The following is a 17,083-nucleotide window of genomic DNA, read 5'->3' on the forward strand; positions in this document are numbered from 1 at the left end:
TCACATTTCAATCGAGGACCGCATGTATCCCGATCCGAAACGAGTGCGCGACAACCGCATGGTGCTGCGCTTCAACGACTACGAGTTCGACCTCATCACCGCTCTGGCCAACTACCAGGGCGAGCAGCCCGCCACTCTGCTGCGCCAGATGATCTTCCGTGAAGCCGAAGAGCTTCTGGCGCTGGGTTCGAATGTAGAGACGCGTAGCGCCTGAACAAAGTCACTTTTGAGCTGCCGAGAAGATGCCGGACATCGAAATCCAACTGACCGAGCAAATAGAGGCAGTGCTGGAAGAAGTGCGCCAGCAGCAAGGCCTGGCAACGATAGAACAGGCCGCCGAATGGCTGGCCAAGGCTCGAATCCGGCGCGCCGCTGAGCGCATGACGGGCAAACGCCGTGCTTTTAAATTGGTTGTACCTCCGGGGAAATCGCTGTGAAACTGACCTGTCCACATTGCGAATCGCGCATGAAGATCCGCACCAGCCGCGTGGTGTCGCTGCTCTCGAAGGAGAGCTACTGGCAATGCCCCAGCGTTGACTGCGCCTACACCTGCAAGGCCATCACTTCTGTCATCACCACCATCGCGCCGAGCATGAAGCCGAACCCGCAGGCATATCTGCCGGTCGCCCGCCAGCGTGCGGCTGCTGTCGATGACAGGCAGCTAGACCTGCTGAAGGCCTGATCTAGGTCTCTCCCCCTTACCCCTGCTGATTCATACCGACGCGCCCCGTTTGCGGGGCGTGCGGGATTCCTTTTGCCTGAAGATTCATGAACCCAACCCGTAGCGACAACACGGATGCCATCCTGCGCGAGGCTGCCACCCGCTTGCTCCGTGACTACAGCTTCAAGTCGAAGCGTGGCGGCGAGAAGCTGGAGAACGGCGTATGCCCGTCCTGCGGCAAGAAAACGCTGTGGGCCTACGGCGAAGCACCGTGGGTGGTGCGCTGCAACCGTCTGAACCACTGCGGCGCCGAGCTGCACATCAAGGATCTGTATCCGGATCTCTTCGAAAGCTGGTCAGACCGCTTCCAGCCGACAGCGGAAGACCCGAAGGCGTCCGTGAACGCGTACATGCGCGACGCCCGAGGCTTCGACCTCGCCAAGGTGCGCGACTGGTACACGCAAGAGAGCTATTACAGCCACGAGCTGAAGATCGGCAGCGCCACCGTGCGCTTCCAGCTCGCGCCTGGCGTCTATTGGGAGCGCATCATCGACCAGGCGCACCGCTTCGGCGACCGCAAGGCCACCTTCCACGGTAGCTATGGCGGCATGTGGTGGCAGCCGCCCGGCAGCACCTTCACCGATGTCACGGAGCTGTGGGTTGTCGAAGGCATCTTCGACAGCATCGCCCTCCACCACCACGGCATCGCTGCAGTGTCGGCCATGTCCTGCAACAACTATCCGGGCCGCGCGCTGCGCGGACTCGCGGAGCAATGCATGGCCAACGGCAAGGAGCGGCCGAAGCTGGTGTGGGCGCTCGATGGCGACAAGGCCGGCATCCGCTACGGCAAGCAATGGCTCAAGCGTAGCCGCGAGGAAGGCTGGGAAGCATCGCTTGCGGTGCCAAAGCAGGTAGGCGCGAAGAAACGTGACTGGAACGACCTGCACCAGCTCGGCAAGCTGACCGACCACGACCTCGGCGAATACCGCTACCTCGGCGACCTGATCGCGGCGCCGACGCCCGCAGAGAAAGCGCGCCTGATCTATGGCCGCACCAGCATGAGCCAGTTCGCTTTCGACTTCGACAGCAAGCTGTACTGGTTCAAGGTGGATCTGGACGCGCTGACGAAGGAAATGGACGCGGTGCGGCATGCGCACCCGGACATGGACGAAGGCGCCATCCGCGATGAAGCCATGCTCAAGGCGGGCACCATCACCAACATTGCCACGTGCCTGCCCAGCGTCCTGTACTACCAGGCGAACGCTGCCACCGACGAAGCCTGGTACTACTTCCGCGTGGCATTCCCCCACGATTCCGAGCCTGCGAAGAACACCTTCACCAGCTCGCAGATCGCCTCGGCCGGCGAGTTCAAGAAGCGCCTGCTCGCGGTCGCGCCTGGTGCGTTCTACACCGGCTCTAATGGCCAGCTCGATGCGTATCTGAAGGAACAGATGCACCGCATCAAGAGCGTGCAGACCATCGACTACGTGGGCTACTCGAAGGAACACGGGTGCTACGTCTATGCCGATGTCGCGGTCAAGGACGGCAAGCTCTATTCGCTCAACGATGAAGACTTTTTCGACGTCGGTCGCCTGTCCATCAAGACCATCGGCGGGTCGGCCGGCCTGTCCATCAACACGGACCTGAAGAGTCTGAACCACGACTGGCTGGAGCTGCTGTGGCGTGCGTTCGGCGCCAAGGCCATCGTGGCACTGGCGTTCTGGCTGGGCAGCCTGTTTGCCGAACAGATCCGCGAAGGGGAAGGCATCAAGCAGAAGAGCTTCCCCTTTCTCGAAGTGGTGGGCGAGCCCGGCGCCGGCAAATCCACGCTGATCGAGTTCCTGTGGAAGCTGTGCGGCCGTCGCGACTATGAAGGCTTCGATCCCTCCAAGTCGTCGCTCGCGGCCCGTGCGCGGAACTTCGCCCAGGTGTCGAACCTGCCCGTGGTCCTGATCGAGGGGGACCGTGGAGAAGACGGCGCCAAGGTGAAGGGCTTCGACTGGAACGAGCTGAAGACGGCCTACAACGGCCGCAGCACGCGGGCACGTGGCGTCAAGAACGCCGGCAATGAAACGTACGAGCCGCCCTTCCGTGGGAGCGTGGTTATCAGCCAGAACGCCGAAGTCAATGCAAGCGAGGCCGTGCTGCAGCGGATCGTCCACCTGTACTTCGACCGCTCTGGCCAGAGTCCTGACACCTTTGCCGCTGCGAGGGCGCTGGAACAGATGGCCGTCGAAGACGTGTCCGGCTTCCTACTGTCCGCGATTCTCAAGGAAAAGGACATTCTGCGGCTGTTCGCGGAGCGTATGCCGCTCTACCAGGAGAAGCTGGCCGCCCACCCGGAGGTGAAGCACCAGCGCCTGGTGAAGAACCACGCGCAGATCATGGCGCTGGTCGACTGCCTGCCCAGCGTGATGCCGCTGCCCATCGCGTACCGCGACGCCGCGCAAGCGCAGCTCGTGCGCATGGCGGCGGAGCGCCAGCAGGCCATCGGCGCCGATCACCCGCTCGTGCAGGAATTCTGGGAGCTGTACGACCACATCGAGTCCGCCGAAGACGATCACGCGGTGCTCAACCACGCACGCTCGGATGGCGTCATCGCCATCAGCCTGCGCCATTTCGAACAGGTGGCCAATGACCGCCGCCTGAACCTTCCCCCGCTGACCGAACTGAAGCGCGTGCTCAAAACCTCGCGGGCACGCAAGTTCCTCGATCTCCGGGTCGTCAACAGCGCCATCAATGCGCGATTCAACACCGAGCACACCCATGCCCCGAAGCGCCCCGACACCGTTAAGTGCTGGGTCTTCGAGGATCGCTCGGGAAACCAAGGAGCGTGAGCATGTCCAGCATCGAAACCTTTATCCATAAGGCAGTTTCGGTTGAGGTGAAGCCCCTGCGCTATCGGCTTAGTACGCCTGGCGATGGTCCTTCATATACGTGGGCCGTGCAGCGGCTTGTCGTGAAAGCAGACAACGGCGTCACGTACGAGCTTTGCCTCTATCTCGAAGAAGGCAGCAAGCGCCTTGCCGAAGGCGATGTGGTGTGCCTGCCCAGCCCTGAAGAACTGGAAGGGAGCAAGTCATGATGACTTTCCTTGTACGCATCGTTTCGCACGACGGCGTGCGTTCTGAATACACGGCGCAGGCGCGCACACGGCTCGATGCCCAGCTCGACGCACTGGATCACCTGGCCGAATCGCCGCGCTACTGCTGCGCCCGCGCCATCGGGATGGCCGGTTGATGTACGCCCTGCTCAACCTCTGGATGATCGCTACCGCCGTGGTGTCGGTCTACCTGTTCAATGCTGGCACGCACCGTGCGCGCTGGGCCGCGCTGATCGGGCTGTCGGGCCAGCCGGCGTGGCTGTACCTGACGACGGCCACCAGCGAACCCGGCATGTTTGTGGTGAGCGTGTTCTTCACGCTGTGCTATGGCCGTGGCGTGTGGGACGGCTTCTTTCGCCGGAGCAAACGCCATGGCTAAGCCCATCGTCACGGATGCGCAGCTGCGGCACACGCACCGTGCCCTGCGTATCGCCACCCCCTTTGAGGCCATGTCGGACATGTTGCGCACCGCCGTTGCGGCAGCAGCCCGCGCCATGGCGGCCCGCGAGCAGTGTCGCTCGCATACCCCTTCGATTGACCTGAAGCGCCGGGCCGCCGGCGACTTCGAAGAATGACATACGGTGCAACCATGCCCGCAAGCAAACATCGCAAGAATCGCCGCGTGCATCAGCCGCGCGAGAAGTGCCTGCCGTCCTGCTTCCGCTTCAGCCGCAAGGCCGAGACGGATCTCCAGCTCCTGCCCCACAGCGAGCTGAGCAAGATCCTCGACGGCACGGCCACGGAATCCGCCTGGCATACCCTCGCGTTCCGCATCAACGTCGGCCAGGCCGTCGCCACCCTCTACTTCGCGGATAACGGTGAGCTGCGCGACGCGATGGATGCCGCAGTCATTGCCGTCGCGGACGTAGGAAAACGCTTCCGCGCTCGCGGCCGCATGGGCGTGACCGGCGACGAATTCCGTGTCATCGGCCAGGGCCTCAACCTGACCGACGACATGCAGAAAGCCTGCACGCGGCGCCAGCTGCTGGTCGCCACGTTGCAGGTGCATGACACCGCCACCGCCGCCGGCCCGGTTCAAACCGGCGATATCGCCTATATCGAGCAAAAAGCATGACCACGAGCACCGTTTCTCTTCCCGTTTCGTCGTACGCCGAGCGCGTGGCGCAGATCATCTGCAACGGCCTCTACCCGGAGGAAGCCGCCAAGGGAACGATCCTTGCCGATTTCCCAGCCACAACGCGTCAGAACCTGCTCACGATTGCCGAGGCCATTCTTGTGGAAGGGCCGCGTGTGGAACACCCCGCGCTGGAATACGCCTGGTGGGTCTCCAGTTCGCCCGTGTTGGACGATTTGGCGCCAGCGCAACTACTCGTGGGCCAGCCGCTGGATACGTCGACGGGCGCGCCTATCGAAGTCGAGGCGCACCAGGCCGCGCATCTCGAAAAGCCATGGCGCGCGCGGCTGTCGATGCTGATCTATGCGCTGCAATGGGCCGACCCCAGCAAGGTGATGGCATGACCCAGCGCGAGTACAACGGCCGCGTGACGGCGCCGCATATCCCCCTCGGCGATGCAGCGGCGGCTGCGGCCTTCTGGCGCGACAAGGAGTGGAAGACGTGGGCCGTGGACATTACGGCCGGCCCAATCAAGAAGCTGACCTACTGCGCGACGTGGTATGCCCGCGCGCGCTCTGGAGAGACAGCGATTGCGTGCGTGCAGCGCAATCTGATCAGCCGCCCGCCCCGAGGTGCGCGATTCACTGCCCGCCTCGCTGGTCCGCGCGAGCTGGGCTGCATCCCGACCCCGCGAACACCGACCACGGAGGGCGCATGATGGGACAACGCGAACAGCGGGTGGCGCTTGGCTGCACGACGGCATTGGCGGCAGCGTGTTCTCTGGTTGCCGCGTGGCTGTCGGCGGCCGGCGCCTGGAATCGGGGTGGCACGTTGAGCGAGCGGGCGCTGACCGCTGCGGTGGCCGTCCTGTTGACGCTGGCGGTGCACCAGCTGCCCGCTGCGCTGGCCACTGGCAGGCGCATGCCGGTCGCCGGCTGGGCGCTCTGGTGCGCATGCCTGGCCTCCGTGGTGTGGGGCCATCTGGCCTTCTTCGCGGCGGCCAATGGCCACGCCGGCGATGCCCGCGCACAACGCCAGATCGAGGCCGCCGCGTCGATGCCGATGGAGGCGCGGGCGGTAGCGCGGCCGCTCGCCGTGGTCAGTGCCGAACGGGCCACGGTGCGCGGCGATATCGCGCGGCTGCAGGCCGCGGCCGCCAACTGCCGCAGTTGCCCGCTCGGGGCGGCCCGGATCACCGCGCTGCAGCAACGGGCCGAGGCGCTCGACGTGGAGGAACTGGAAGCGCGCCGGGCCATCCGGCAGGACGAGAGCGTCCGTGCCGCTGCGCTGCGCCATGCGGCGCGCGTCGACCAGGCCCGACTCGATCCGGCCGCGCGCCTGTTTGCCGCCGCTACCGGTGCGCACGCTGAAACGGTGCTGCTGGTCACCCAGCTGGTCGCGGTGATCTGCCTGGAACTGGTGGGGTGCGTGCTGTGGCTGCGCGTCGCGTCACTGCGTGCCACTACCTGCGCGCCAGCGTTACCCGCCAGCCCGCTGCGGGCGGGGGCCGTGACTACGCGGCGCGAGACGAGTAACGAAGCCAGTAGCGACGCCAGTCCTGCGGACGACGATCAGGTGGCGGCGGCGGTACGGCGCGGCGAACTCAAGCCGACCGTCGCGGCCATCCGCCAGTTTGTCGGGTGCTCGCAGGCCCGCGCCATGACTATCCGCCGTCGCTTATTGGCGACGGGGATCGCGCCGGACGCGCCGGGAGGTGCCGCATGACGGTGCATTCCGCCACATCGGTCGCGGCCCCCAGCTCGGTCGGCCTGGTGGACGCGGCCGCGCTGCTCGGGGCGCACCCGGAGACGGTGCGGCTCAAGGCCAAGGCCGGGGAGTTGCCCGGTCGCAAGGTCGGCAAACGCTGGATGTTCTCAACGATTGCTCTGGAACGTTACCTCGCCGGACAATGGACCCCGCGAGTTGTGCAAGGCGACCAGGCAAAGGAAGGTGAGCCATGTCGCTCTTCAAACGCAAAGGTAGCAACAATTGGTATTACAAGCTGTACCCCCCGGGCGGGGGGCCGCCGGTACAAGGAAGCACTGGCACCGGCGACCAGAAGCGGGCGCAGGAACTCCACGACCGCCTGAAGGTGGATCTGTGGAATCAGGCCAAACTGGGGGCGCGGCCCCGCTACACGTGGAACGATGCCGTGGTGCGTTACGTTGAGGACCGGGCTGGCCTGGCCAGTCTGGACACCAGCAAGACGCACCTGCGCTGGCTCGATGCGCACCTTGGGGGCGTGGAGCTGGGCCAGATCGACCGGGACCGCGTGGATGCGATTGCTCGAGCAAAGCGGGCGGAGCGCCGCACGGTGCGGACGCGGCAGGGGGTCAAGGAGCTGGACGCCACGGTGAGCGCCGGCACGGTGCGCCGCGTGATCGGCGTGCTGTCGGCGGTACTCAATGCTGCGGTGGAATGGGGGTGGCTCGACAGCGCCCCCAAGCGCAAGCGCGCGAAGGTGGCCAGCAAGCGGATCCGCTGGCTGACCGCCGCCGAGGCGGAGCGCCTGCTCGCCGAGCTGCCCGAGCATCTGGCGGACATGGCCCGCTTCAGCCTCGAAACGGGGCTGCGGCGGGCCAACGTGACCGGGCTGCAGTGGTCGCAGGTGGATCTGGCGCGGCGGGTGGCGTGGATCCATCCCGACCAGGCAAAGGCCCGCAAGGCCATCACCGTGCCGCTGTCGGACACGGCGGTGGCCGTGCTGCGACGGCAGTTGCCGAAGAAGCGCGAGGCCGAGCACGTCGCGGCAGTGTTCGTCTACCGGGGCAAGCCGGTGTACCAGACGAGCACGGCCGCGTGGGGCAAGGCGCTGGGCCGTGCGCGGATCCGCGACTTCCGCTGGCACGATCTGCGACATACCTGGGCGAGCTGGCACGTGCAGCGCGGCACGCCGTTGCAGGTGCTCAAGGAGTTGGGCGGCTGGGAGACGATGGAGATGGTGCAGCGGTATGCGCACCTGTCGGCGGATCACCTGGCGCAGTGGGTGGCGCCGCTGACGACGGTGCCGGCGCCGAAGCTGGCTGCAGTTTAGCTACAGTCGGTGCGGGGCAGGACGGGGAAAACGGCTGGAAACCCTTGTGGGGATTGGTGCGCCCGGCTGGGATCGAACCAGCAACCCCTGCCTTCGGAGGGCAGTACTCTATCCATTGAGCTACGGGCGCACAGGACGGTTTTGCAACCGGTTTGTGGGTACAGCGGTTGCGGCGGGCGAGTGCCGCCGCAGGAAAGTCGCATAGGATACCGCGTTTGCCCCGTGCCGTCCATGCGGGCCCGCCAGGGGCTTGAGGGAACGTCTCGCAACCGCCGCTTTTTGGCACTGGCGGGGGGCCTTTGGCGCTATAATCGCCAGCTATTTGCGTCAAATCGTGCCCGCCACACCGCCGATGCAATGAGTCGACCGGGGTCAAGGCCGCGCGGCTTGTTGTCGGCGACAATCAGGTCCGGTCCGGGAGACAGTCCGCAGCGCGCAAATAGCAACAGACCCAAGTCAGGCAAGGGCCGCAGCCAGCACGGGCGGTCCGCATGGGGCCGGACAGCGGTCAGCGAGTGACCAAGACCGGGCCAGAATAAGCAAGCCGAGCGTAAGCGGCCAGAAGGTTTCCTGCAAAACTGAGAGTTCTGTATGAGCGACGTCCACAACGAACACGACGAACACGAGTCTCCCATCAAGACCCCGAAGCAACTGATCGCAGTTGTGATCGCGGCTTTCCTGGTGCCGATCATCGTGATCATTCTGCTGGTCAACTTTGTCGGACACGGCTCGACTGAAAGCGCCGGCGCCGCCACCACGGCGGAAGCCGTCAACGACCGCATCAAGCCGGTTGCCTCGCTCGAAATCAAGGATCCCAACGCGCCGCGCGTCTTCAAGACGGGCGAGCAGGTCTACAAGGAAATCTGCGCCGCGTGCCACGCCACCGGCGCAGCGGGCGCACCCAAGTACGCCAACGCCGGCGACTGGACCGCGCGCATCGGCCAGGGCTTTGACGGCCTGATGAAGTCGGTGATAAACGGCAAGGGCGCGATGGCCGCGCGTGCCGGCACCACGCCGGACGACTACGCCGACTACGAACTGGCCCGTGCCGTGGTCTACATGGCCGACGCCGGCGGTGCCAAGTTCCCGGAACCGGCTGCCCCGGCTGCCGCCGCGCCGGCGACTGCCGCAGCCCCTGAAGCCGCCGCTCCGGCCGCCGGTGCCGCGCCTGCACCGGCGGCTCCCTCGGCAGCGGCCCCGGCAGCTGCTGCCGCCGCACCCGCTGCTGCGCCGGCCGCCTCGGCCGACGTGGGCAAGAAGGTCTACGAGCAGGTCTGCGCCGCCTGCCACGCCGCCGGCGTGGCCGGTGCGCCCAAGTTCGGCGACAAGGCCGCCTGGGCGCCGCGCCTGAAGGAAGGCATGGACGCGGTCCACAACTTTGCGCTCAAGGGCAAGGGCGTGATGCCGCCCAAGGGTGGCTACGCCGGCCCGGACGCCGACGTGATCGCCGCCTCGGACTACATGGCCAACGCCGCCAAGTAAGTCCGCCTGCTGCAAACAAAAAGCCCGCGCACATTGCGCGGGCTTTTTTTCGTCCGTACCGCTTGCGCGGCCGCTACACCACGCGCGAGTACCGCGCCCGCGGCACGAAGCGCACCGGCTGCGCGCCATCGTTGGCGGCAACGGCCTGGGCACCCGTGGACGCTGGCCGCGCGGCGTCTTCGCGCAGGTAGCGGTCGAACACCATCGCCACGCGCCGCACCAGCAGCCGGCCCAGCGGCGTCACGGTGATGCGGTCCGGCGCGCATTGCACCAGTCCGTCCGCGCCCAGCGCGGCGAGGTCGGCCAGTTCCGGCGCAAAGGCCGTGCCGAAGCGGATGCCGTGGCGCGCTTCCAGCGCCGGGATATCGAGCACTCCATTGCACATCAGGGCGCCGATGATCTCGCGCCGCAGGTGGTCGTCGGCGCTCATCGCCACGCCGCGCGCCAGCGGCAGGCGGCCGTGGTCGAGCGCGCCGTAGTACTCGTCCAGCGTGCGCGCATTCTGCACGTAGCGCCCCGCGATCGCGCCGATCGCGGAAATGCCGAGCCCGACCTGGTCGTAGCCGGCATGCGTTGAGTAACCCTGGAAGTTGCGCTGCAGCCGCCCTTCGCGCTGGGCCACGGCGAGGTCGTCGTCGGGCAGCGCGAAATGGTCCATACCTATGTAGACGTAGCCCTCGGCGCTCAGCCGCTCGATGGTGGAGACCAGGATGTCGAGCTTCTCGCCGGCGGGCGGCAAGGCGTTTTCATCGATGCGGCGTTGCGGCTTGAACACATGCGGCAGGTGCGCGTAGCTATAGACCGAGAGCCGGTCGGGGCGCAGCGCCAGCACCTGATCGATGGTGCGGCCAAAGCGCGCCGCGGTCTGGTGCGGCAGGCCGTAGATCAGGTCCAGGCTGACCGAGCGGAAACCCAGCGTGCGTGCGGCATCCACCACGGCGCGGGTCTCTTCGAAGGGCTGGATGCGATGGATGGCCTGCTGGACCTCGGGATCGAAATCCTGCACGCCCAGGCTGACGCGGTTGAAGCCCAGTTCGGCCAGCAGCGCCATGCGGGCGTGGTCGACGCGGCGCGGATCGATCTCGATCGAATGCTCGCCCTCGGCCGCCAGCTCGAAATGCTCATGCAGCAGCGCCATCACGCGGCGCATCTCGCCGGGGTCGAGGAAGGTCGGCGTGCCCCCGCCCCAGTGCGACTGCAGCACCTGGCGGCGCGGCCCGAGCCGGTCTGCCACCAGCGCCATTTCGCGGCCCAGGTAGTTGACGTAGCGGGCGCTGCGGCCATGGTCGCGCGTGATGATCTTGTTGCAGCCGCAGTAGTAGCAGATGTTCTCGCAGAACGGGATATGCAGGTACAGCGACAGCGGCGCCGGCGCGTCGGCGCGGCAGGCGGCCAGTGCGTCGTGGTACAGCGACAGGTCGGGGCCGTTGCGGAAGCGGTCGGCCGTCGGGTACGAGGTATAGCGCGGGCCGTTGCCGTCGATGCGGCCGGCCAGCGCACGGAAGTCGGACAGCGCGCGGCGGTCGGGCGCAGGGGAAGTTATGGCAGACGGGATCATGGGGGCGCGGGGGTATGGGTGTATGACGGCCCATCGTAGGGCCGCACCGCCGCCGGCGCGTTGACCGCCGTCAAGCGCGGGCATTGGACCTGCGGGGCGGCAGGCGTCACATTGGTGTCATGTGCGGCGGATACGCTGCGCGCCACCGCCGGCCCGCGCGTCACCTGCCCCCCTGCAATGCCAACTCCCGACCAGACTCCGATGTTTCCGCCGTACCCACCGCTGCGCAGGCACCTGGCAGCACCGGCCCGGCACCGGCGCCGCCTGCTTGCCGCCGCCGGCGCGGCCCTGGCCCTGCCCGCCTGGCCAGCACTGTCGCAGGCGCGCCGCACGGTCGTGGTCGGCCACCTGCTCGACCGCGGCGGCGCACAAGCCGACCTTGCGCGCGACTACCTGGCCGGGGCCAAGGTCATGTTCGACGCCGTCAACGCCGGCAACGGCCCGGTGCGCATCGCGCACGTGGTCCGCGACGCCGATCCCGACCCGCGCCGCGCGCTGGCGCAGGCGGTGTCGCTGGCCGATACCGACCGCGCCGAGCTGCTGTTCGGCCCGGGCGACCGGCTGTTGCCGGCGCTGGCGGCATCGGCCGAGCTGGGCCGGCGCGGCGTGCAGATCGTGGCGCCGCTGTCGGGCCTTGCGCTGACGGCCGACAACGTCTGGTTCACCCGTGCCGACTACCAGGCCGAACTGGACGCGGCGGTACGCCAGCTGCGCAGCTACGGCATGACCAGCATCGCGCTGGCCCTGGCGCCGGACTTCGCCGCCCCGTCGCTGGCCCGGCTGGAGGCGCAGACCGGGACGCGCGCGGTGCCGCTCGACGCCAATCCCGAGGCCGCCGCCCGGCGCATCGCCGCCACCCGCCCGGGCGCGGTGATCGTGGCGGGCGATACCCTCGCCTACGCCGGACTGGGCCGCGCGCTGGCGGTGCAGGGCTGGTACGGTTTCCTGGTCGGGCTGTCGTCGGTCAGCGCCACCGCCGCGCGCGAAATCCTGGGCGCTGGCTACAACGGCGGCATGGTGCTGACCCAGGTCGCGCCCGGGCCGCAACAGGCCACGCTGCGGGTGGTGAAGGAACACGTGGCGCGCATGAAGCAATACCTGGATGAGCCGCCGTCGCCGGCCACGCTGGCCGGCTATATCGGCGCGGCATGGCTGGCGCGCGCGCTGGCCGGCCTGCGCGGCAGCGGCGCGGCCGAGATGCGGCGGGCACTGCAGGGGCGCGTGGACGTGGGCGATTTCCCGCTCGACTTCACGCACGGGCAGCGCGGCTCGCAGTACGTCACGCTGGCGGCGTCAGCCGCGCGGTAGGGACAGGCGCGCGGGCAGGCCGCCTTCGGGGCGGTTGCTCAGGGTCAGCTCGCCGCCATGGCGCGCGGCAATGTCGGCCGCGATCGACAACCCCATGCCGACCCCGCCGGTGGCGCGGCTGCGCGAGGATTCGACGCAGTAGAACGGCTCGAGCAGCACAGCCGCCATACCAGGTATGCCTGCACCCGGCGTCTTGTCAGCTGGTATGCCTTTGTATCGGGACTGTAGCGCCCCGTTCAGCCCGGGGCCGTCTTGCCGCCGGTTCCCAGCAGTGCCTTGAGCGCGCCGAGCCGGTCCTTGGGGCTCATCGCCGGGGTTTCATCCACCGGCGCAGGCGCCTCCTCCAGCTTCATCTCGCCGATAAAGCGCGAAGGCTGGCACGAGTAGGTTTCGCGCGCACGCTTGCGCTTCTTGCACCAGCTGACATGCAGGCTGCGCTGGGCGCGGGTGATGCCGACATACATCAGCCGCCGCTCTTCCTCGATCTTCTCGTCGCTCATGTCCTCGTCTTCGCGGCAGTGCGGCAGGATGCCCTCCTCCACACCGACCAGGAACACGTGCGGATACTCCAGCCCCTTGGACGCATGCAGCGTGGACAGCCGCACCGCGTCGGGATCTTCCTCGCGGCCTTCCAGCATGCTCATCAGCGCCACGGTCTGGGTCAGCTCCAGCAGGTTCTTGCCTTCGCTGCCGAAGCCGTCGGCATTGTCGAAACCGGTGGCTTCCTCGCCCTCGGCGCCTTCGGGCTTGGTGCCCTTGCGCTTGAGCCAGTCCAGGAATTCCAGCGTGTTGGTCCAGCGCGACTGCGCCTGCCGTTCGTCGAAGCTGTCGTACAGGTAGGCCTCGTAGTGGATCCCTTCCATCAGGTCGTCCAGCACCACGGTGGCGGGATCCTTGGCCGCGCGGTCGGCCAGCCGTACCATCGATTCGCAGAACACGCGCAGCGGCTCCAGCTGGCGCGGCTGCAGCTTGCCTTCGATACCGCCCATCATCGCGGCCTCGAACAGCGACACCTTGGCCTGTCCGGCAAAGGTGCCCAGCACTTCCAGCGTGGTGTTTCCCACGCCGCGGCGCGGCGTGGTGATGGCGCGGATAAAGGCGGGATCGTCGTCGGGATTGGCAATCAGGCGCAGGTAGGCGCAGATGTCCTTGATCTCGGCCTTGTCGAAGAAGCTCTGGCCGCCTGAAAGCACATAGGGAATGCGCTCGCGCCGCAGGATCTGCTCAAACAGCCGCGCCTGGTGGTTGCCGCGATACAGGATGGCGTAGTCGCGGAACTGCGCGCGGCGCTCGAACTTGTGCGCGGACAGGCGGAACACCACCGACTCGGCCTCGTGCTCCTCGTCGTTCATCGGGTGGATGGCGATGGGGTCGCCCATGCCGTGCTCGCTCCACAGCTTCTTGTCGAACAGCTTGGGATTGTTGGCGATAACCGCGTTGGCCGCTTCCAGGATGCGCACGGTGGAGCGGTAGTTCTGCTCCAGCTTGATCACCTTCAGGTCCGGAAAATCGGTCTGCAGCCCGCGCAGGTTGTCCAGCGTGGCGCCGCGCCAGCCGTAGATGGCCTGGTCGTCGTCGCCCACCGCGGTAAAGGCCGGCGCGCGCAGGTGCGAGCCGCCCGCCAGCAGCTTGAGCAACTGGTACTGGCAGGCGTTGGTGTCCTGGTATTCGTCGACCAGGAAGTAGCGCAGGCGGTTCTGCCACTTGAGCTGCACCGCTTCATTGCGCGCGAACAGTTCGGCCGGCAGGCGGATCAGGTCGTCGAAATCCACCGCCTGGTAGGCATGCAGCGTGGCCACGTAGTTGCGGTAGACCAGCGCGGCCTGGTGCTCGTCGGCATTGGCGGCCTGCGCGATCGCTGCCTCCGGATCGACCATGCCGTTCTTCCACAGCGAGATCGTGCCCTGCACGCCGCGGATCAGCTTCTTGTCGGTGGTGCCGAGCTGCTCCTGGATCAGGCCGAAGCAGTCGTCCGAATCCATGATCGAAAACTGCGGCTTCAGGCCCACGTGCTCGGCCTCCATGCGCAGGATCTGCACCCCGAGCGAGTGGAAGGTACAGACCGTCAGCTGTTTGAGCGGAATGCGCTTGCCCTCGCGCGTAGTCTTGCCCTCCATCAGCTTGCCGATGCGCTCCTGCATCTCCTTGGCGGCCTTGTTGGTAAAGGTGACGGCGGCGATATGGCGCGGCTCGAAGCCCTTGTCCTCGATCAGATGCGCGATCTTCTGCGTGATCACCCGGGTCTTGCCGGAGCCCGCCCCGGCCAGCACCAGGCAAGGGCCGTCCAGGTAGCGGACGGCTTCGGATTGGGCGGAGTTCAGGCCATGGGTCATGCGTGGGATGCGGTTGGAGGCAGGGAAATCGGCAGGAACAGCGGAAGGCCAGGCGGGACACGCCAGCACCCAAGAAACGGGCACGGCGGCAAAGCTGCCGATGTTAACACGCTGGCCGCGGCAGGTCAGTCAGCGCAAGCCGCGTTGACACGGCCGGTTGTGTCACCGGCGTAACACTTCGTAAAGGCCGGAGCCAATCGCGCAACCAAACGCTCTAACTAGTATGTCCCCCTGGCCTGCGCGGCGGGGTTGACATGCTTGAATCATCACATCGGAGCCAATAATGAAAACCCTGCAGACTTTGACCAAGGTGACCCTGATCGGCGTGACCGTCGCGGCCTTTGCCGGTTGCGCGGATATGACCCCGAAGCAGCGTAATACCGCCATTGGCGCGGGCGCGGGCGCCGTGGGCGGCGCCATCCTCACCGACGGTAGCGCGCTGGGTACGCTGGGTGGCGCGGCCGTGGGCGGCGTGATCGGTAACGTTGTCACCGACGACAAGAAGAAGTAAGCCAGACCACCGCAGCGACAGGTACGGCAGGCTCCCCTGGCCCGTTTGACAAAGGCCGGGGCCTCCCGTACATTGCGCGCATCCGACCGGGAGAGCGCGCATCGCCTGCGCCGCCGAAGGGGTATCACCCGAAAACTCTCAGGCACCACGGACCGATCGGATCGGCATGCAATATGCACACGATGCATGCCGAACTCTGGAGAGCGGCACCCGCCATTCGTGGCGAGCGTGCCCACCGAAGGGGCGCACGAGGACGGGGTCCGGCAGGATCCGCCTTGTAATCTCTCAGGTATCGAGGACAGAGGGGTCATCCGCCGCAGCGGATTGCCACGCCACATTCAGGCGCGGCGAGCGTTGCGGCGGATGGCCCTTTTTTGTTTTCGCCAACCGAGACTGCCCCAGAGGATTCCATGACGCTCCAGGCCACGCCCCTCAACGCCATCCACCGCGCCCTCGGCGCCCGCATGGTTGATTTCGGCGGCTGGGACATGCCGGTCAACTACGGCTCCCAGATCGAAGAACACAATGCTGTGCGCACCGACGCCGGCATGTTCGACGTGTCGCACATGTGCGTGGTCGACCTCGCTGGCGCCAATACCCGCAGCTTCCTGCGCGGCCTGCTGGCCAACAATGTCGACAAGCTGCAGACCCCGGGCAAGGCGCTCTACTCCTGCATGCTGGATGAGAAAGGCGGCGTGATCGACGACCTGATCGTCTACTTCTTTGCCGAGGACCACTTCCGCCTGGTCGTCAACGCCAGCACCGCGCTGGGCGACATCGAATGGATCCGCGCGCGCAATGCCGCCACCGGCAGCGATGTGACCATCACGCCGCGCCGCGAGGACGTTGCGCCTGCAGGCGTGCAGCCTCTGGCGATCGTCGCCGTGCAGGGGCCCAACGCCCGCACCAAAGTGTGGAGCACTTTCCCCTCGACCCAGCCGTCGGACACGCTCAAGCCCTTCAACGCCGCCGTGGTCCAGGACCCGGCCCTCGGCGAGATCATGGTGGCGCGCACCGGCTACACCGGCGAAGACGGCTTCGAACTGGTGGTGCCGGCCGAGAACGTCGCCGCCGTCTGGGAAAAGCTGAACGCCGCCGGCGTGCGCCCGGCGGGCCTGGGCGCGCGCGACACGCTGCGCCTGGAAGCCGGCATGAACCTGTACGGCCAGGACATGGATATCAACACCTCGCCGCTGGATGCGGGCCTGGCCTGGACCGTTGACCTGCAGAGCGAGCGTGACTTCACCGGCAAGGCGGCACTGGCCGCAGCCGGTTCGCGCCAGCAATTCCTCGGCCTGATCCTGCGTGACAAAGGCGGCGTCCTGCGCGCCCACCAGAAAGTGATCACGCCGGCCGGTGACGGTGAAATCACCAGCGGCACCTTCAGCCCGTCGCTGTCGCAGTCCATCGCCTTTGCCCGCCTGCCCAAGGATGTCGCCGTGGGCGATACCGTGCAGGTGGAGATCCGCGACCGCAAACTCAACGCGACTGTGGTTAAACTGCCGTTTGTGCGTAATGGCAAGGCACTCGTGAGCTAAGCGCTCACCCAACGGTCGCCCTCGCCTGCCGGCGCTTGCCGGGCAGGCATCACCCAACAAGAAACAAATCTGTATCCGGAGAACCTTCATGAATTTCCCCGCTGACCTCAAGTACACCGAGTCGCATGAGTGGGTACGCGTCGAAGCCGACGGCACGCTCACCATCGGTATCACCGACCACGCGCAGGACGCGCTGGGCGACATCGTCTTCCTGGAACTGCCCGAAGTGGGCAAGTCGGTCGGTGCCGGCGACGCGCTGGCAGTGGTGGAATCGGTGAAGGCCGCTTCCGACATCTACGCCCCCGTGGCCGGCGAAGTGATCGCCGTCAACGAGGCCGCCACGGCTGCCCCGGAGAGCGTCAACGCCGACGCCTTCGACGCGTGGCTGTTCAAGCTCAAGCCGGCCAACGGCGACGACGTCAACGGCCTGATGTCGGCCGACGCCTACAAGGCCAGCGTCGGCGCCTGACGCCGGCCGCG

General features: G+C 66.9%; 21 protein-coding genes, 1 tRNA gene, 1 pseudogene and 2 riboswitches. Of the genes and pseudogenes, 19 read left to right on the top strand and 4 right to left on the bottom strand.

Annotation, left to right across the window (positions count from 1 at the left end; genetic code table 11):
• Positions 1-22: 22 nt before the first annotated feature.
• From AC3WRI_RS16205 to AC3WRI_RS16270, 14 genes are all read left to right on the top strand, one after another.
• Positions 23-214 (top strand): hypothetical protein, encoded by a 192-nt coding sequence (locus AC3WRI_RS16205; protein ID WP_150981365.1) that lies wholly within the window; start codon positions 23-25, stop codon positions 212-214.
• A gap of 28 nt (positions 215-242) precedes the next feature.
• The gene (locus AC3WRI_RS16210; RefSeq protein ID WP_150981366.1) at positions 243-437 is read left to right on the top strand and encodes a hypothetical protein; all 195 of its coding nucleotides are present in this window, start codon (positions 243-245) and stop codon (positions 435-437) included.
• Positions 434-682, top strand: coding sequence for an Ogr/Delta-like zinc finger protein (locus tag AC3WRI_RS16215; protein WP_492293565.1), 249 nt, complete (start codon positions 434-436; stop codon positions 680-682). The genes AC3WRI_RS16210 and AC3WRI_RS16215 overlap by 4 nt, the downstream gene beginning before the upstream one ends.
• A gap of 86 nt (positions 683-768) precedes the next feature.
• Positions 769-3,498 (top strand): toprim domain-containing protein, encoded by a 2,730-nt coding sequence (locus tag AC3WRI_RS16220; RefSeq protein ID WP_492293567.1) that lies wholly within the window; start codon positions 769-771, stop codon positions 3,496-3,498.
• Positions 3,499-3,500: 2 nt separating this feature from the next.
• Positions 3,501-3,746 (top strand): hypothetical protein, encoded by a 246-nt coding sequence (locus tag AC3WRI_RS16225; RefSeq protein WP_492293569.1) that lies wholly within the window; start codon positions 3,501-3,503, stop codon positions 3,744-3,746.
• Positions 3,743-3,901, top strand: a complete 159-nt coding sequence (locus AC3WRI_RS16230; RefSeq protein ID WP_492293571.1) for a hypothetical protein — start codon at positions 3,743-3,745, stop codon at positions 3,899-3,901. The genes AC3WRI_RS16225 and AC3WRI_RS16230 overlap by 4 nt, the downstream gene beginning before the upstream one ends.
• The gene (locus tag AC3WRI_RS16235; protein ID WP_492293573.1) at positions 3,901-4,143 is read left to right on the top strand and encodes a hypothetical protein; all 243 of its coding nucleotides are present in this window, start codon (positions 3,901-3,903) and stop codon (positions 4,141-4,143) included. The genes AC3WRI_RS16230 and AC3WRI_RS16235 overlap by 1 nt, the downstream gene beginning before the upstream one ends.
• Positions 4,136-4,339, top strand: a complete 204-nt coding sequence (locus tag AC3WRI_RS16240) for a hypothetical protein (protein WP_492293575.1) — start codon at positions 4,136-4,138, stop codon at positions 4,337-4,339. The genes AC3WRI_RS16235 and AC3WRI_RS16240 overlap by 8 nt, the downstream gene beginning before the upstream one ends.
• A 47-nt stretch (positions 4,340-4,386) precedes the next feature.
• On the top strand, positions 4,387-4,839 hold the full coding sequence (locus tag AC3WRI_RS16245) for a hypothetical protein (RefSeq protein WP_492293577.1): 453 nt from the start codon (positions 4,387-4,389) through the stop codon (positions 4,837-4,839).
• Positions 4,836-5,243, top strand: a complete 408-nt coding sequence (locus AC3WRI_RS16250; RefSeq protein ID WP_492293578.1) for a hypothetical protein — start codon at positions 4,836-4,838, stop codon at positions 5,241-5,243. Before AC3WRI_RS16245 ends, AC3WRI_RS16250 begins: the two co-directional genes overlap by 4 nt.
• Positions 5,240-5,557, top strand: a complete 318-nt coding sequence (locus AC3WRI_RS16255) for a hypothetical protein (protein ID WP_492293580.1) — start codon at positions 5,240-5,242, stop codon at positions 5,555-5,557. Before AC3WRI_RS16250 ends, AC3WRI_RS16255 begins: the two co-directional genes overlap by 4 nt.
• Entirely contained in the window at positions 5,554-6,564 is a 1,011-nt protein-coding gene (locus AC3WRI_RS16260) for a hypothetical protein (protein WP_492293582.1), read from the top strand. The genes AC3WRI_RS16255 and AC3WRI_RS16260 overlap by 4 nt, the downstream gene beginning before the upstream one ends.
• Positions 6,561-6,929, top strand: coding sequence for a helix-turn-helix domain-containing protein (locus AC3WRI_RS16265; protein ID WP_492293584.1), 369 nt, complete (start codon positions 6,561-6,563; stop codon positions 6,927-6,929). The genes AC3WRI_RS16260 and AC3WRI_RS16265 overlap by 4 nt, the downstream gene beginning before the upstream one ends.
• Positions 6,842-7,873, top strand: a complete 1,032-nt coding sequence (locus AC3WRI_RS16270; RefSeq protein ID WP_492293595.1) for a tyrosine-type recombinase/integrase — start codon at positions 6,842-6,844, stop codon at positions 7,871-7,873. The genes AC3WRI_RS16265 and AC3WRI_RS16270 overlap by 88 nt, the downstream gene beginning before the upstream one ends.
• A gap of 54 nt (positions 7,874-7,927) precedes the next feature.
• Here AC3WRI_RS16270 and AC3WRI_RS16275 read toward each other — a convergent pair.
• Positions 7,928-8,003: transfer RNA gene (locus tag AC3WRI_RS16275), tRNA-Arg, on the bottom strand.
• A gap of 461 nt (positions 8,004-8,464) precedes the next feature.
• Here AC3WRI_RS16275 and AC3WRI_RS16280 point away from each other — a divergent pair.
• Entirely contained in the window at positions 8,465-9,355 is an 891-nt protein-coding gene (locus AC3WRI_RS16280) for a c-type cytochrome (protein ID WP_010812162.1), read from the top strand.
• A gap of 73 nt (positions 9,356-9,428) precedes the next feature.
• On the opposite strand, the gene hemN is transcribed toward AC3WRI_RS16280, so the two are convergent.
• On the bottom strand, positions 9,429-10,913 hold the full coding sequence (gene hemN, locus AC3WRI_RS16285; protein WP_492293586.1) for an oxygen-independent coproporphyrinogen III oxidase: 1,485 nt from the start codon (positions 10,911-10,913) through the stop codon (positions 9,429-9,431).
• Between the two features lie 177 nt (positions 10,914-11,090).
• Between hemN and AC3WRI_RS16290 the strand changes: the two genes are divergently transcribed.
• The gene (locus tag AC3WRI_RS16290; RefSeq protein WP_041687845.1) at positions 11,091-12,221 is read left to right on the top strand and encodes an ABC transporter substrate-binding protein; all 1,131 of its coding nucleotides are present in this window, start codon (positions 11,091-11,093) and stop codon (positions 12,219-12,221) included.
• On the opposite strand, the pseudogene AC3WRI_RS16295 reads toward AC3WRI_RS16290, so the two are convergent.
• Positions 12,207-12,401: pseudogene (locus AC3WRI_RS16295) on the bottom strand (ATP-binding protein); the annotation flags it as partial. The gene AC3WRI_RS16290 and the pseudogene AC3WRI_RS16295 overlap by 15 nt on opposite strands.
• A 56-nt stretch (positions 12,402-12,457) precedes the next feature.
• Entirely contained in the window at positions 12,458-14,554 is a 2,097-nt protein-coding gene (locus tag AC3WRI_RS16300) for a UvrD-helicase domain-containing protein (protein ID WP_010812166.1), read from the bottom strand.
• Between the two features lie 283 nt (positions 14,555-14,837).
• Here AC3WRI_RS16300 and AC3WRI_RS16305 point away from each other — a divergent pair, with 283 nt between their 5' ends.
• The 3 genes from AC3WRI_RS16305 to gcvH all read left to right on the top strand — a co-directional run bounded on the left by AC3WRI_RS16305 (position 14,838) and on the right by gcvH (position 17,072).
• A complete protein-coding gene (locus tag AC3WRI_RS16305; protein WP_010812167.1) occupies positions 14,838-15,065 on the top strand; it encodes a YMGG-like glycine zipper-containing protein in 228 nt (75 codons plus the stop codon).
• Between the two features lie 77 nt (positions 15,066-15,142).
• Positions 15,143-15,230, top strand: a riboswitch (glycine riboswitch).
• A gap of 21 nt (positions 15,231-15,251) precedes the next feature.
• Positions 15,252-15,377, top strand: a riboswitch (glycine riboswitch).
• Between the two features lie 98 nt (positions 15,378-15,475).
• Positions 15,476-16,603 (top strand): glycine cleavage system aminomethyltransferase GcvT, encoded by a 1,128-nt coding sequence (gcvT, locus tag AC3WRI_RS16310; protein WP_439668402.1) that lies wholly within the window; start codon positions 15,476-15,478, stop codon positions 16,601-16,603.
• Between the two features lie 88 nt (positions 16,604-16,691).
• Positions 16,692-17,072: a glycine cleavage system protein GcvH gene (gene gcvH / locus AC3WRI_RS16315; protein WP_010812169.1), complete on the top strand. Its 381-nt coding sequence runs from the start codon at positions 16,692-16,694 to the stop codon at positions 17,070-17,072.
• Positions 17,073-17,083 lie beyond the last annotated feature (11 nt).

The organism is Cupriavidus sp. FW305-27, from assembly GCF_058787995.1.

Bases quoted from the DNA above. Each gene is read 5' to 3' on its own strand.
- AC3WRI_RS16205 (WP_150981365.1), top strand. From the start codon at position 23: ATGTATCCCGATCCGAAACGAGTGCGCGACAACCGCATGGTGCTGCGC.
- AC3WRI_RS16210 (WP_150981366.1), top strand. From the start codon at position 243: ATGCCGGACATCGAAATCCAACTGACCGAGCAAATAGAGGCAGTGCTG.
- AC3WRI_RS16220 (WP_492293567.1), top strand. From the start codon at position 769: ATGAACCCAACCCGTAGCGACAACACGGATGCCATCCTGCGCGAGGCT.
- AC3WRI_RS16225 (WP_492293569.1), top strand. From the start codon at position 3,501: ATGTCCAGCATCGAAACCTTTATCCATAAGGCAGTTTCGGTTGAGGTG.
- AC3WRI_RS16230 (WP_492293571.1), top strand. From the start codon at position 3,743: ATGATGACTTTCCTTGTACGCATCGTTTCGCACGACGGCGTGCGTTCT.
- AC3WRI_RS16235 (WP_492293573.1), top strand. From the start codon at position 3,901: ATGTACGCCCTGCTCAACCTCTGGATGATCGCTACCGCCGTGGTGTCG.
- AC3WRI_RS16240 (WP_492293575.1), top strand. From the start codon at position 4,136: ATGGCTAAGCCCATCGTCACGGATGCGCAGCTGCGGCACACGCACCGT.
- AC3WRI_RS16250 (WP_492293578.1), top strand. From the start codon at position 4,836: ATGACCACGAGCACCGTTTCTCTTCCCGTTTCGTCGTACGCCGAGCGC.
- AC3WRI_RS16255 (WP_492293580.1), top strand. From the start codon at position 5,240: ATGACCCAGCGCGAGTACAACGGCCGCGTGACGGCGCCGCATATCCCC.
- AC3WRI_RS16260 (WP_492293582.1), top strand. From the start codon at position 5,554: ATGATGGGACAACGCGAACAGCGGGTGGCGCTTGGCTGCACGACGGCA.
- AC3WRI_RS16265 (WP_492293584.1), top strand. From the start codon at position 6,561: ATGACGGTGCATTCCGCCACATCGGTCGCGGCCCCCAGCTCGGTCGGC.
- AC3WRI_RS16280 (WP_010812162.1), top strand. From the start codon at position 8,465: ATGAGCGACGTCCACAACGAACACGACGAACACGAGTCTCCCATCAAG.
- hemN (WP_492293586.1), bottom strand. From the start codon at position 10,913: ATGATCCCGTCTGCCATAACTTCCCCTGCGCCCGACCGCCGCGCGCTG.
- AC3WRI_RS16290 (WP_041687845.1), top strand. From the start codon at position 11,091: ATGCCAACTCCCGACCAGACTCCGATGTTTCCGCCGTACCCACCGCTG.
- AC3WRI_RS16300 (WP_010812166.1), bottom strand. From the start codon at position 14,554: ATGACCCATGGCCTGAACTCCGCCCAATCCGAAGCCGTCCGCTACCTG.
- AC3WRI_RS16305 (WP_010812167.1), top strand. From the start codon at position 14,838: ATGAAAACCCTGCAGACTTTGACCAAGGTGACCCTGATCGGCGTGACC.
- gcvT (WP_439668402.1), top strand. From the start codon at position 15,476: ATGACGCTCCAGGCCACGCCCCTCAACGCCATCCACCGCGCCCTCGGC.
- gcvH (WP_010812169.1), top strand. From the start codon at position 16,692: ATGAATTTCCCCGCTGACCTCAAGTACACCGAGTCGCATGAGTGGGTA.